Raw genomic sequence first — 14,068 nt, forward strand, 5'->3', positions numbered from 1 at the left:
TTAAATCTGCACCTTAGCTGTAAACATAATCAGCGAATTGTCATAACCCAACGTTCTCAAGACTTCTCTGTCGTCGTTAGGTCCGATATAAAACGAATCGGTCTCTTTGTTCGAATTTAACGTATCTATTTGATATTTCAGCTCAAAATTAACAGAAGGTCTGAAGTCATAACTCATGGTGAAGGTGAATACACCCTCTTTGTCATTTCTGTCCTTATCTTGCTTCTTATAGTCTTCCGTGGTGTACGAGTAATCTAACAATGTGGAGAAACGGTCATTGAACCAAAAATGTTGATACGAGATCCCATACTGTGAAACCAAAATATATCCCCCCACTTCTGAAGGGTCTTTAATGCGTTGTGAGGTATGTGCGGTAAAAATAGATTGTTTGAGTGGTTTCCACTCGCCCTTAATATCCCAGTTTAGCCCATTAAAATCCTGCGAGTTGGGATTGTTCTCAAATGTTTTATACAACCATGCCAGGTTCATATCGATGTTAGTTTTACCAGTAACCTGTGATTTTATCCCATACAGAAAATAATATTCGTTACTGTCTTTTTCTGAAGCATGATCATAATGGATTTGGTTGGTAATAAAGCTATAACGGAATCGTGTTTGTGGTGTGTACTGGTCAAAAATTTCAGCAACGAGGCTGTTTTGATGCCATTCCTGCTGCTGAATATAGTTATAAAAATCATTGTCAGTATTCTGCACATCCTGCGTATTACCGAAACGAAGTTTTTTATAAATCAACGCAACTTCTGCTTTACCCCGCCCTTCAGGAGCACCGTAACTATAACGTAGTTCACTGTTTAATAAGTTAGTGCTTAACGGAGAATTAACGCCAAACTCTTGAAATTGCTCAGGTATAAACCCTTCGGTTATGCCACGCCCACGGTCTTCATGTCCAAGAGCATCTTCAACATTTAATATGAGGCCATGCTTTAACCCATAACGCCACGCGCCATTAAAACGAAAGAAATGGTCGTTGTAATTATCAGTTGTATCATTGTTATAATTGCGATAATCACCTGAGTACATTAATAAATATTTATCCTGATACCGCTGGCCAGTTAAACTCACCTCAGGTGTAACACTGATAAAGTTTGAACCAATAGCATCACTTTTATGTGGCTGATAAGTCACATTATCTTCATAACCATAATTCACACCGACGTTGCTTTGAAAATCGATACCCGCAATGCCGATATGTGATTTCGGTGTTAAGTCTGCTATGGCCGGCGTCGATAAAACCATGCCGGCCATAATAAAATATTTAATATGCATTTTTGCCGACAAATCCTTTGAAAATAGTCTTTATAATAATTTTAATATCTAGCCATAACGACCAGTTCTGGATGTATTCGATATCGTACTCGACACGCTTTTCCATTTTATAAAGTGCATCAATTTCGCCGCGATAACCGTTAATTTGTGCTAATCCTGTGATCCCAGGCTTAACTTTATGGCGAATCATGTAGTTTTCGACTTGCTTACGATATTGCTCATTATGAGTGACGGCATGCGGCCTTGGGCCAACAATCGACATACTGCCCTGCAATACATTAAAAAACTGCGGCAGTTCATCGAGCGATGTACGGCGTAAAAATGCCCCAAAACGAGTGACGCGTGGGTCGTCTTTTGTGGCTTGTATCACCGTATCAGAATTTTCCATCACATGCATAGTACGGAACTTCCAGACTTTAATTTTTTGCCCGCTCAAACCGTACCTGTCTTGCTTGAAAAATATCGGCCCGCGTGAGGTTAGTTTTATTCCAATACTAATCAATAATAACAGCGAGGAAATCAATACCATAATAACGCTGCCAAGAACCAAATCTTCGGCTCGCTTTATAAAAGAACCAAATCCTTCAAACGGAGAACTGAGGATGCTGATCGTTTGCAAGTCATCGATAGAGCGCAGCTGCGACATGTGAGTACTATAGGAGTTAAAATCGGGAACAATATAAGTATTAACTGTGGTATCTGACATCATCGCCAAAAAGTGACGTATTCTTTCCAAAGCCACAAGCGGTAATGCGATATAGATCTCATCAACCCTTCCCGCTTTGGCCTCTTCGACAAGACCACTTACCGATCCCTTAAAAGGGCTATTAATTTGGCTTATTAGTGTGCTGAACCTTGAAACATCACGTTCATCGTAAAAAGCCAAATCTAATTTCATATCCGAGTATTCTTTAACAAGTGCCTCTTCTGCTGCCAGACCATTTTCTGTAACGCCCACAATTGCTACATGTATATTCTTCTTAGCTGAGTACTTAAGAACAATTAAATGGATTAAATAGAGTAAAAACAGAGGTATGGCATACCATAAGAGTGTTACAGGGAAAAAACTATTTTCAAAAATGCTTAGATAGCCTAACGATTGCAATCCACCGGCTAAAATCCTGACGAACTCAACAAAAGCAATAGTTAAAAATGAGCACAGGATCAATCTTAGTTGACCTCGTATGCTCCATTTCTTGGGTTTATGTAGATAAAGCTCAGTGTACTCGCCAAATAGTAAAAAAGAGGTAGAAAAAAGAAAACTGAGCATCAAAACAGTACTTGCTGATTCGATGGCTAATAGAAATGCGCTCAATATTAATATCGAGTTTATAAAGATAAAATCAGCAAATTTAATAAATACTGGATACCCTCCATGGGTAAATTTCAAAGAATTTCTCGGCATAAGTAGACTCGTTATTCATTGAATTATCGTTTCTGAATTTTTCTTTCCCGACCTAATTATATCATAGATGTAAAAAATGCGAGCAACTTGTTAGAAAATGTAAAGTTAGATGTTAGACTCCCGAATTGACTTAAGTACTATCCGCGGATGACATAGATATTTGTTTTAATAGCATTTATTGGGGAGCATAGAAGTATATATTACGATTTAGGCTATTTTTCACAGATGAGAATCAATTGTGGTTATAAGCATTTTGCAGCAGCCAGACAGCACACTGAATGCTGCCTGGTTATTAAAAGAAAAATTTTGCGGTGTGCAATTAATGTAAAACTTCCGACTCAGCCTCACGCTTTTCTTGCCAGTAACGATACAGTTGTAACGCAGCAGGACCAATTGCGGCCTGGCTGGCTTCATATTCTTGCTCAGTCATTTGCTCAAGCTTTGCAATGTGCGCTTCATCACCATGTAGTGCTATCGTTTCCAGCACAGTTTCCAGTTGTTCTGGCAATGCTTCCCAATTACTCAGTTCTACACCACGCATATAGCCAAAACACCACTCTTCTACAATGGTGTATTCCTTACCATCAATTTCACGTAAACCAAATAGCGGCTCGAACTGATCCGGAGCATGACACAGGCGCTCCGCAATATCGTTCATATGTTGGCATGCGAGATTGTTAAAGTGTTGCTGCTCCTTTTCACTTTCCCAATGAGGCAGTTGTGATTCACCGCCCCAAAGTGCAGTTTGCCACTGCGAGAGTTGAATCGTTCCATGGGCAGAAAGAATAGCAGTGAGCATTCCATCCAACTCGGACACATCCAGCACGGAATCATCGTTACCGTACTGAGTGAGTGTATCATCCAGCCATTCCAATTCTTCTTCGTTTAGTGGCCCTTGATTCATACTGCGTTCTCCCGAAGTTGTGCGATTTTTAAGCCAATGTTGATACAAAGACCCATGCGATTGATTTCAGCGCGTAGTATGCCGTGATATTCATCCAGGAATGAAAGATTTGTCAGCGTGGGTTCATAAAAACCTTTCATCCAGAGAACAAAACCACCAAAAGGCATCTGACGAAAATGCTCATCATTGATTTGATTATCAAATTACCATGATGCTCAAGGTGGCATTTGTCGCCCACCTCCGCTGAATTGTGCTGGACTGGATAGTCATTGAGAACTGTGAGCACAGCGAAGGCACCATTTTTCTACTGCCTTCATACTTTTAGCTAGCCTTCGCGATCACATAAATATCAGCAACGTAAATCGGACACTATGAGGACGTCATTAAAGAAATAAGCTTTGAGTATAAAACAGTTAAACCAGGAAAAATGATAAAGTCCTGGTAGATTCGGATCACTTATTGAATCTCCGTTTACACGTGCTTGTATCACTCAGGAATCCAAAGTTCCGAAACCATTAAATCACATAGATTTAACAAATACATTTTTGATAGTTTTTGGCTATTATTTTTTTGATTGGTAGCCTTAAAAATCTATTAAACAATCTATTTATATTGATTCGTTGATCATTTTGAACGATCATTTATGTAATACAGGAATGTCTCTTTCATCTGTTTTGGTGGCTGATTATGGTTGTTTTATCAATCCAATTCAGAACCAATGTTTTCACGGCTATCACGCCTTACAGTAGCAGTAAAGAAATATTCTGAAATTTCGAGCATATTTAATGTGTAATTTTACACATTAAATATATCCATCTATAAAAACAAACATATTAAGCAGAGAAAAAGCATGATATTGGCAGAAGCCAAAGATGATATTTTACTAAAAAGAATGATGGGCCCTTTTTGCATCACCGTGGCATTTTTCTTCTTTCAGTTTCTGGCTGAGTCTCTTACCGCTCAGGAACATATAGCAGATGCAACAATCCGGTTTTATGACCTTACACTACCGCTGATTTCTGCTTTGCTGGTGTTATACAGAAAGAAGGCGCTTCCTATCCTGGGAGTGTTTTTCCTTTACTCGATTTCCTGTCATCCGTTATCAGCAAAGCTAACTCTCACATCCCAGCTCATGGCTGCACTGATCAGTCAGTTACTCTATTACTGGAACACAGGAAAACGTGGCGCGGTCAGTTTTGGGCGAAGCCAGTTAACCCCGCGGCGTATTGGCTGGCTTGTCTGCTGTAACTCTCTTTTATATGTGATATTTCATCACTGGCTTCAGGCTAATTTTGATCCAGAATCAGCCACTGAAATTTTTACGGTACAGACACTGATTAATCTGCAGTGGATGATGAACTCGTGTATTACAGGTATTCCCTTTTGTTATCTTTTACTTCGGGTCTGCCATAAACCTGCATGGGGTCTTCAGTACTTAAGGCACGTAAAGGCATCCGTAAAATCAGGACCATCCATTTTATATCAGGCAATTTGGTGGTTTTTACTGCTCATTATTATGTATTGTCTGATTTCAAATAATATAAATACGTTGCTCTTTACAGATTATTCATTGCTGTGGTTATTACCGGTAATGTTATGGGGAACAGTACGTATTGGGCATGCGTTGGTGGCTCCTGTATGGGTAATTATACTTGCCTTGCTGGGGAATTATATTGATGGGTATATTTCAATAGCAAATACTCTTACAAATGCCAACCATCTGCATAGTCTAATTATATCATCTACAACAATTTTTATTTTCTCGCTGACAATTGTTGCGACAGGAGTGATATCTGCACATAACCGAAAATATTCCCAACATGTCAGCAGACTATACCGCTCCGAGCCAAACACCGGGCTTCTGAATTTTCAGGCTCTGAGTATGGATATAGATAAGCACTCAGCTGAAGCATTATGCCTGATTCGTTGCCCCGAACTAAATGAGCTGGAGCAGACTTATGGTGTTGAATTCCGTTTTGAATTCGTTAAAGCGTTAAGTTCGTACATAACAGGTTTACTACCATGCTGTGACCAGGTTTATTACAGCCCTGGCCACGGTATCATTCTCAGGCTGAACACTCTTCCGGACGTACCGGTATTTTACCGTTCACTGCGAGTTTTCCGTTTTCAGTGGAAAACATCTATCCTGGGGCTCAATTGCGGGGTCGCGTATACTAGTGATAAACGAATCATCCGCAACTTATCAGAAGCAATAAAACAGTTAAATATAAACAGTTATATCTCCTTACTGCATGGGAGGCCGTTGTCACTGAGCCCGACAGTTCCGGGAGATAACATTGTTGAATCAGGGGTGATACGCGATGTTCTGCAACAAGCTATCGATAGACAATCGTTGATGCTCATGGCGCAACCAATTGTCTCAACGGTGTTGTCTGCACAGCCCGTCATCTCTGTTCGGGGGAAAATTCACTACCATGAGATCCTTATTCGTCTCAAAACAGCAGATGACAAATTAATTTTCCCTGATACATTCCTTCCCTTGGCCCGCAAAGGTGGCCTGCTGCCTGCACTGGACATCACGGTAATTGAACAGACATTCCGTTTTATGCAGAGCCGGAAAACCTCAGACCCTGATTGCTATTTTTCAATCAACCTGACACCAGAGTCACTATATCAAACTGACTTCCTGGATAATGTCTCTACATTATTCAAAAAGTACAGCATAGCTCCTCACCGTATTATTTTTGAAATTATTGAATCCGAGATTCTTGATAACGATAATGCGTCAGACATCCTGAGGAGCCTACGTAATGCAGGCAGTAAAATTGCCATTGATGATTTTGGCACTGGTTCCTCCAGTTATGACAGATTGCGTATTCTGAATGCAGACATATTAAAAATTGATGGTTCTTTTATCAAAAATATTATTGATGATCCATTCAGCTACTGTGCCGTTAAATCATTTTGTGAAATGGCAAAATTGAAAAATATGGAAATTGTTGCGGAGTTTGTGGAAAACGAAGAAATAGCGCAATTGCTAACCGAGATGGGTATTGACTGGTTACAGGGCTACCATATAGGGAAACCTATTCCGGTAGAACAAGCAGAGCTGTAGCTTTATATTAAATTAGTTATCGCGTTTTACTCAGAAACCGCTCAACGACACGGCAGCCCAACAATCCTATAGGCTGCCGTGTTGCTTTGACGTAAAAAATCAAAGCGCGACATGATGAAATATAGCGTGGCGGGAAGAAGACAATCCTACAGCAACCACACAGCCCCTTCCCCACGCTTGACGCAACGTGGCTGATTTTACAATATCAGGCTGTAGTTTGCTGTTAATTGCAGCCTATGAACACAGGATATGAATTTCAGGCATAAAAAAACCACCCGGAGGTGGTTTCACGACACTGCTTATTGCTTTGATTATTCTGATGTTTCCCATGGTGCCCGGGGCGGGACTTGAACCCGCACAGCGCGTACGCCGAGGGATTTTAAATTCTACGTAGGTTCATGGTGTTAAATAGTTATTTATAGCAGGACTTAGCTGGTGTTGACTATCCCTCTTTGCTGTAGTTAACAGAAAATAGATAGTCATGGATAGCGTTGAGCACAGAAAAGGCACAGACGACTAAAATAATTTTGATGGCAGGATTCATTACGCTGTAATAAGCTTTTACCAATTGGCTAATGAGTGAATAAATTCGGCGTGATTTATTCGGACACTTGGACTAGGGGCGTTGATGGCGCGTTTTACCTCTCCTGATAGATCTCAGTTGGATATGCTGCGTCAGCCACTTACCGACGGCGAGCGTATGGTCTTTAATTTCTTTGACCATCACCTACCGGAAGAATGGGAGATCTACATCCAGCCGCATCTTAATGGACTACGACCTGATTTTGTCTTGCTTAACCCAAAGGTTGGTATTGCAGTTTTTGAAGTTAAGGACTGGGATTTTAATGCCATGTCCTACCGTATGGAACACAATACTAGCTCACTGCCAACGTTGATCGCCACAAAAGACGGCATGTCTTTTTCCTTACAACGCGACAATCCTATTGAGAAGGTTTACCAATACAAAGAAGAGTTATATAACCTTTATTGCCCTCGGTTGCAGCGAGGGGCAGGTTTTTCTGTCATCACCGCCGGGACGATTTTCCCCTTTGCCAATGATAATTATGTCAAAAAACTGTTTGCTCCCAGCCTAAAATATCGCAAAATGTCTCAATATCCACAGTACAATCCAATTTCTGGAAAAAACGCTCTGCACAGCGGTGACCTATACGCCGTATTCCCTGAGGCTCGTCGCCTCTATTCAGGTCAAATGAGCGATTTGATGTACAAAGATCTTAGAAACTGGCTGATAGAACCTGATTTCTCTGAAACACAACGAAAACCAATTATGTTGGACAAAGTTCAACGCAGCTTTGTCACTAGCCGAACTAAGTCAGGTTACCGACGAATCCGTGGTGCTGCAGGTTCGGGTAAATCATTGGTGCTGGCCGCTCGTGCAGCTGAACTACTTGGTCAAGGTAAACAAGTTCTGGTCGTCACCTTTAATATCACGCTCTTGCATTATTTAATGGATATAGCCGTTCGCTGGCCACAGGCAAAAGGTAAAACACGTTCTGATATCACATGGCTCAATTTTCATTATTGGTGTAAACGCATCTGCCTGGAACAAGGATATGCCGAAGAATACGATAATCTCTGGACAACACATTCAGTCCAACAGGTATTGAAATTTTATCTGCCAGCATTGGCGGAGAAAATTATTGATGCGTCTGGTAATAATTTTCTATCACAATATGACGCAATTTTAGTTGATGAAGGACAGGACTTTTTACCTAATTGGTGGTCGGTATTACGCAAAGCGGGGAAGCCAGACTGCGAGATGCTATTGGTTGCCGATGCCACACAAGATATCTATGGCACGGCAAAATCATGGACCGATGAGGCAATGATTGGCGCAGGATTCAGCGGTAGTTGGGCTGAACTTGATGTAAGTTATCGTTTACCCCAATTAGCTATGGAAAAAGCAGCTGATTTTGCACGTCAATTTTTGCCCCCAGAAATGGTTAACCTGCCTAAAAGCGATCAGATCGATATGGGGCTTGAACCTTGCGGACTTAGGTGGGTGCACGTTGTTAATGGTGATGTAACGGATATTTGCTGCGAGGAATTACTACGGTTATCAACATCCGCCTCGTCGGAGACTCTCGCCATTGCCGATCTGACTTTTTTGTGCAACTCCCGTAAATTTGGCCTCGAAGTCGTAAAAAAACTTGGTTATAGAGGTATTCGCGCTGTCCATACATTTGATGCTGATGAAAAGGAGTCTCGTCGGCAAAAGATCGGCTTTTATATGGGAGATGCGCGAATAAAAGCAACGACACTCCACAGTTTTAAGGGGTGGGAGTCCAGGTCTCTGGTGCTATTTATTGAAAACGGTGAAGCTAACCATAAAACCTTGGCCTTATTGTACACGGGGCTAACAAGGCTCAAGCGTCATCCTGATGGCAGTAGCTTAACCGTTGTATCTCAATCATCGGCATTGTGTGAGTATGGTAAAAGTTGGCCTTCTTTTGAATATCTATAAAATAAGCGAGGATCACCCGTCCTCCTCTTGCAGTACTGATTCAAAATCTGTACCTGACAAACCAGAGACAGCACTAAGCATGCCCCTGACCAAAGCCTCTAGGTCTACTAAGACGCTCGTCTATCGAGTGCTAACAGAAAAGATTTACTGCACATATACATAAATCATGCCTACTCAAGTCCCCTTGCAGAGTACTCCAAAAGTTGACAGCTACAGAAATCCCTCAGCATAGATACTTCTGCCGAGTCATTTGCTTATGTAAGTATCCCACCAAAACGCACCCATTCATTTTTAGAGATCTTCCGACATACTGATTTTGTCACCTGAGGAGATCGCTATGCGTAAGATCCGATTCATCGGGCACCGGATCATTGCCGTTCTGAAAACTGTAGAAGCTGGTCGAACCGTCAAAGATGTGTGTCGTGAGGCTGCTATTTCTGAAGCCAGCTATTACATCCATTGCCTAGCAAACCTCCAGCAATATCGCACATGGATTAATATTAAGCACCGAAACTTTACAGGTAAGTCCCCTGAAACGGAAACTTACCTATTCATATCAGTGTCTGAATGGCTTCTCAAATGTTTCAAAACTATGAGTTTGACTGGAAATCTTCGATTATCTTTTGATTGTAATCGTCCAGATACTTTTGTAGTTCATCCCTGTCGATCAGACGCACCAAGGCTGACTCAGCTAACTCTTTAGCTGAGCGTGTGAAGTAGGAATTAGTCACAACCATCGCCTCATCACAACCATAGAACGTTTTAGCAGAGATCACCTGCTGCACCGCCGAGTTACCTACAGAACCAGAATAATTTTTCGCCTGAATAACCATATCCTTACCAAATCGAGTGACGAAAAGATCTGCACCCTGATCTTGCGTTCTCTTGGTTTCTTTGACGTCATAACCCATAGTCTGGAATATTTCCACAAGGAAATCTTCGAACTGGAAACCGTCCATTGCATCAACTAAATACATGGTGACGAATTTATTAGGGTTAAAATGCTCAAGGCGTGTAGCTAACCTATCAACCAGAATATCAAAATAAATACGTTCGCACACAGCCAAGTATTTTTTAACTTCATCAAATAAAACCAAAGGGACACCAGGCGTGGTCTCCGCTTTTTCATTGAATTCTACTGATGAGAACTCTATATTATTACTCCATATATAGAATAGAAATAATGAAAGATCTGCCCGAAAAGTGGTGCCCGCTTCCTCAATCCATGACTTCAAGGATTCAGTAAGTGTAGATTTAATATGCCGTTTAACTTCCTTAGCGAAACCATAATAAAGAGCGTTAAATGACGTGGTAAGGAGTAATTTATCTAATAGCTCAGGTAACTCCTCAAGCTCATTGAACCCTTTTCTGACCAACACCTCACGGAAAAGTTGTAATTCGGAGTATGTGCCATTATCTGTTGAGAAATCAGCTTCCGATTTATTATTATGTGAGAATCTGGAAGTGTAAATGAAGTTAGTAAAATATGGATCTTTTAAATTAGAGTATTTTTCGAGAACATTTTCAAGCAATTGATTAAGCTGAGTTTGTTCTTTCTTTTTCCCAAATAGATCTTTCAGAACACCCTTTGAACGATACTGAAACTCGGGATAAAACGATGGATTCAATGGTGTCATACGTTGTATATCTATTGCTTGTGAGGTCGATGATGCTGAACCCCATGAAGACGTTTTTACAGGCGAAACTCCACTACACCAGGGACAATTAATCTCAAAAGTCGTTCTACTGCAAGTATCACACTGATAAATCATTTGAATATTCTCCTTTTATTCCAATATCTGTCTATTCGGCGCTTCAATTACCAACCTAATAATCCACAATTTAAAAAAGATCGTCACCACTCAGTCATATTACTTTATGTTCTTATTTTTGAGTCCATCCACTTAGTCATATCCTTAAGAAGAACCAGTGCATCTTTTTTGCTTCTCGTATTCCCCCAAAAACTCAGTTCAAGCACTTTCCCCTTCCCAGTAATTGATACTTCGTAGTCCTCAGGGCTAGCTGTTGGAATGAAATCTCCAGCACTTAAAGCAACTCTTATTTCTTCTTTTAGTGCATTAACTTCAGGATAATCATCTGAATGTATCCAGCCATATACGTAGAACTCAGCTTCAACTCGTCCATCCTGTGAAGGGCGATAAACTAACGTAATTCCTGTTTTACCTTGCCCCCAGCATCCCGGCATCAGATGAATTGCTTTATAGTAACCCTTCCAGTTATTAATACCTGTTGCAATATGAATATCAGGCAATACCTCTGAGACAACCGATTTAGCTTCCTCGGTGATAGCATTTTGGTACATTTCCAGCAATTGAACCGATTTTATCAAAGCTGTGAAATTTTCAGTGACAAACTCCACATTTTTATCAGATACCTTATCCATACTAACCTCACTCAATTTTTTAAGATGACTTAAAAACTCCTGATAAAAAACAGTCCACTTGCTGAACTCTTGATTCATCATCTCCGACCCCAGACGTCGGATGGCGGTTTCCAGCAGCAGTGAATAATTGATAAGTTGCCAACCGTCTACGCCTTTAGCGCAGTTACCATCAGGCTTTAATATACAACGAAATAGATTTTGATTGTTGCCGCCGTAACTATCAATGAGACTTACATAGCTGGGAAAAGGATTATATGTATCAGCCAAGACTTTATGCTCAATACCTATGATGAATTCATCATGTCTGATAAGAATATCAAGATATTTCCCATCCTCTGTTCTGGCTTCTCTCATTAATTCCAGAGAGGTGAAATCAATTTCATCAACATCTAGGGAATCATCCAGGCAACATAACAATGCTTTTAGCAACCATGGCGGCACCATTTTCTGGGCTCCCATAAACAAAGCCATCAAATCCGTTGTTGGGTTTTCGAGATATCCGGAACCTCCCAATTCAAAAAAATTGAATTCAACATCATCTTCAACCGAAATGCCCTTCAGTTGTTCAATAAATTTGACAAAAAACGTTTCAGAACGCAATTCAACCTCCTTTTAAAAATCATGATGCCATTACAGCTTAATTAACACCCTAACTTTGCTATAAATTATGGTCCCAAATATTCTCACAAATTATTTTATACAAAGACTGTCGTTCATCGACATCTTGTTTTTTAAATGAATCATGTGGTTTGAAAGGCAATCCGAATACATTTCTCAACTGATTGAAATTAGGGCTATTCATATATGCCAATGGGCATAACGATTTAGCCAGGAGATTCTCTTTGATGTAATGAGGTTGCTTTTGATCGTAACACAAATCACCATATGACTGGTTTGAGCCTCTAGGTAATAAAACCAAATCACCTAAGCGATTTCTGTAATTGTTAAATTCGTGCTCTTGTTCAAACTCATCAGAGTAACGTTCATATTTATCGGCCCAAATATGCTCGACTTCAAATGGCTTACCGTGTTCTGGCTGATAATATGTAATGAAGGTTGTACTCATTCCAGCTTGCTGCTCAACCCACGCAGTTATACGAGAAAGCAAAAACTTCACAAAACGATAGTTTTGACCATGGAGACGAAACTCTTCCATTCCTGCAAAAGTATCTGGCATTTCGGATAACTTCTTAGATAATAAATCTTTTAATTCTTCAAAACTTTTACCACGAATCTCTTTAACAAGACTGTACATTGTGTAACGAATAGAACTGGCAGAGAATTTACGGAAATTGACAGAACGGCGAACAACAAACGTTTCAATATAGCGAGCCACCAGGTTTATTTTGGCTCTCGCAACTTCAGAACTGTCACCAACATTTAATGGAGCCAACATCAAAGGGAAACTTAAAGTAGGTGCAATACCCCAATGGTGGATATAAAATACATATTCCAGTTGATGCGTTAATGCTCTCTCAGCATTCAGTATTTGTGTATAAGCATTTAAATAAAACAAAAAGTTTTTTTGTATAAATCGTTCAAATGTCTCTCCATTATCTGGGTCCAATCCCACCGCCTGAAGATTATCTCTAACCCAACTATGAAAACGCGTACCTATTTTTTCAAAGTCTTCATTTTTTGAACCAGCTTTACCCGGGCGTATTGTATCAGCATATTGAGCTCGCAACCATGACTGGAAAAAACGTTGGTCTTCATCTTTGTCATAGTTTTTTAAATCCATCATCGCTTTTTTCCAGAGTTCATTTGCCTTTTGGCGTTTATCTCCCTGATGAAAGCGTGAAAGTAAAAAACCTTTAAGCATTTCGGACGGAGTAAGATTCAATCCTCGGTCATTCATAGTCTCAAAGATGGTATATGCGTTTTCATCTGAATAGGCAACTATCTCAACCATAATAACGTTATACTTAAGCCAGTCGATAAAAAAAGGAAAAGCCTGACCTTTTAACTCATCAGGAAAAGCATCTGTGATATTCTGATATCTCTCCACCATGTTATGGGTTGACTCATCATCCCCATCAACTAAACTATAGCTACCAAAATTAAACAATGCTTCCATGCAAGCAATTCTGTCTTCAACTACTATATTGAATGATTTGCTGCCACGTAGCTCGGAGAAAATCATTGATTCTATTTTCTCTTCATATTTAAGTTCTTTCTGAAGGTTATGGAGGTAAATTAGAAATAAAGTTAATGAAGTCAGTCGTTGCTGACCATCAATAATACTCCGTTTCCCATCTTTACTACTCACAACAAATGGTCCTAAGTAATAATTATTGTAGTTTTCACCCTGCTCCCGAGAATCACCGACTGTGTATTCATTGAGAAACGCAGATGTTAAGTCTGTAACCAACTCTTCAATATGTTTCTCACCCCAGCTATACTCGCGCTGAAAGTAATCAACGGTATATTTTTGCGCATTTAGAACATCAAACAAATTACGATGGCGTGCTTCAATTTTATTATCTAACTTACTCATTATTATACTC

General features: G+C 40.1%; 8 protein-coding genes and 1 pseudogene. 3 read left to right on the forward strand and 6 right to left on the reverse strand.

The genetic code is table 11. The features are described 5' to 3' along the window. The 3 genes from M979_RS08925 to M979_RS08935 all read right to left on the reverse strand — a co-directional run bounded on the left by M979_RS08925 (nucleotide 1) and on the right by M979_RS08935 (nucleotide 3,596). Entirely contained in the window at nucleotides 1–1,287 is a 1,287-nt protein-coding gene (locus M979_RS08925; RefSeq protein ID WP_064554522.1) for an outer membrane beta-barrel protein, read from the reverse strand. Next, nucleotides 1,277–2,692 carry an undecaprenyl-phosphate glucose phosphotransferase gene (locus M979_RS08930; RefSeq protein ID WP_064554525.1) on the reverse strand — a complete coding sequence of 472 codons (1,416 nt, stop codon included), beginning with the start codon at nucleotides 2,690–2,692 and terminating at the stop codon, nucleotides 1,277–1,279. The genes M979_RS08925 and M979_RS08930 overlap by 11 nt, the downstream gene beginning before the upstream one ends. A gap of 319 nt (nucleotides 2,693–3,011) precedes the next feature. Then, the gene (locus tag M979_RS08935; protein ID WP_064554528.1) at nucleotides 3,012–3,596 is read right to left on the reverse strand and encodes a UPF0149 family protein; all 585 of its coding nucleotides are present in this window, start codon (nucleotides 3,594–3,596) and stop codon (nucleotides 3,012–3,014) included. 850 nt (nucleotides 3,597–4,446) lie between these two features. On the opposite strand from M979_RS08935, the gene M979_RS08940 reads away from it, so the two are divergent. The 3 genes and pseudogenes from M979_RS08940 to M979_RS22465 form a co-directional block, all read left to right on the forward strand. Continuing rightward, a complete protein-coding gene (locus M979_RS08940) occupies nucleotides 4,447–6,672 on the forward strand; it encodes a sensor domain-containing phosphodiesterase (protein WP_064554531.1) in 2,226 nt (741 codons plus the stop codon). A 628-nt stretch (nucleotides 6,673–7,300) separates the two neighbouring features. Next, nucleotides 7,301–9,157 (forward strand): nuclease-related domain-containing DEAD/DEAH box helicase, encoded by a 1,857-nt coding sequence (locus M979_RS08945; RefSeq protein ID WP_064554533.1) that lies wholly within the window; start codon nucleotides 7,301–7,303, stop codon nucleotides 9,155–9,157. 337 nt (nucleotides 9,158–9,494) lie between these two features. Continuing rightward, nucleotides 9,495–9,611, forward strand: a pseudogene (locus M979_RS22465) (transposase); the annotation flags it as partial. A gap of 136 nt (nucleotides 9,612–9,747) precedes the next feature. Here M979_RS22465 and M979_RS08950 read toward each other — a convergent pair. The 3 genes from M979_RS08950 to M979_RS08960 all read right to left on the reverse strand — a co-directional run bounded on the left by M979_RS08950 (nucleotide 9,748) and on the right by M979_RS08960 (nucleotide 14,058). After that, on the reverse strand, nucleotides 9,748–10,929 hold the full coding sequence (locus M979_RS08950; RefSeq protein ID WP_064554535.1) for a restriction endonuclease: 1,182 nt from the start codon (nucleotides 10,927–10,929) through the stop codon (nucleotides 9,748–9,750). A 104-nt stretch (nucleotides 10,930–11,033) separates the two neighbouring features. Then, on the reverse strand, nucleotides 11,034–12,161 hold the full coding sequence (locus M979_RS08955; protein ID WP_064554537.1) for a PD-(D/E)XK nuclease family protein: 1,128 nt from the start codon (nucleotides 12,159–12,161) through the stop codon (nucleotides 11,034–11,036). Nucleotides 12,162–12,219: 58 nt separating this feature from the next. Then, nucleotides 12,220–14,058: a DUF262 domain-containing protein gene (locus M979_RS08960; RefSeq protein WP_064554539.1), complete on the reverse strand. Its 1,839-nt coding sequence runs from the start codon at nucleotides 14,056–14,058 to the stop codon at nucleotides 12,220–12,222. Between the last annotated feature and the right edge of the window lie 10 nt (nucleotides 14,059–14,068).

The sequence above is a fragment of the Buttiauxella noackiae ATCC 51607 genome (assembly GCF_001654865.1).
Classification (GTDB): Bacteria; Pseudomonadota; Gammaproteobacteria; order Enterobacterales; family Enterobacteriaceae; genus Buttiauxella; species Buttiauxella noackiae.

What these genes read in the sequence shown, in the direction of transcription:
- M979_RS08935 (WP_064554528.1), bottom strand. Translation starts at nt 3,596, where the DNA reads ATGAATCAAGGGCCACTAAACGAAGAAGAATTGGAATGGCTGGATGAT.
- M979_RS08945 (WP_064554533.1), top strand. Translation starts at nt 7,301, where the DNA reads ATGGCGCGTTTTACCTCTCCTGATAGATCTCAGTTGGATATGCTGCGT.
- M979_RS08925 (WP_064554522.1), bottom strand. Translation starts at nt 1,287, where the DNA reads ATGCATATTAAATATTTTATTATGGCCGGCATGGTTTTATCGACGCCG.
- M979_RS08960 (WP_064554539.1), bottom strand. Translation starts at nt 14,058, where the DNA reads ATGAGTAAGTTAGATAATAAAATTGAAGCACGCCATCGTAATTTGTTT.
- M979_RS08930 (WP_064554525.1), bottom strand. Translation starts at nt 2,692, where the DNA reads ATGCCGAGAAATTCTTTGAAATTTACCCATGGAGGGTATCCAGTATTT.
- M979_RS08940 (WP_064554531.1), top strand. Translation starts at nt 4,447, where the DNA reads ATGATATTGGCAGAAGCCAAAGATGATATTTTACTAAAAAGAATGATG.
- M979_RS08950 (WP_064554535.1), bottom strand. Translation starts at nt 10,929, where the DNA reads ATGATTTATCAGTGTGATACTTGCAGTAGAACGACTTTTGAGATTAAT.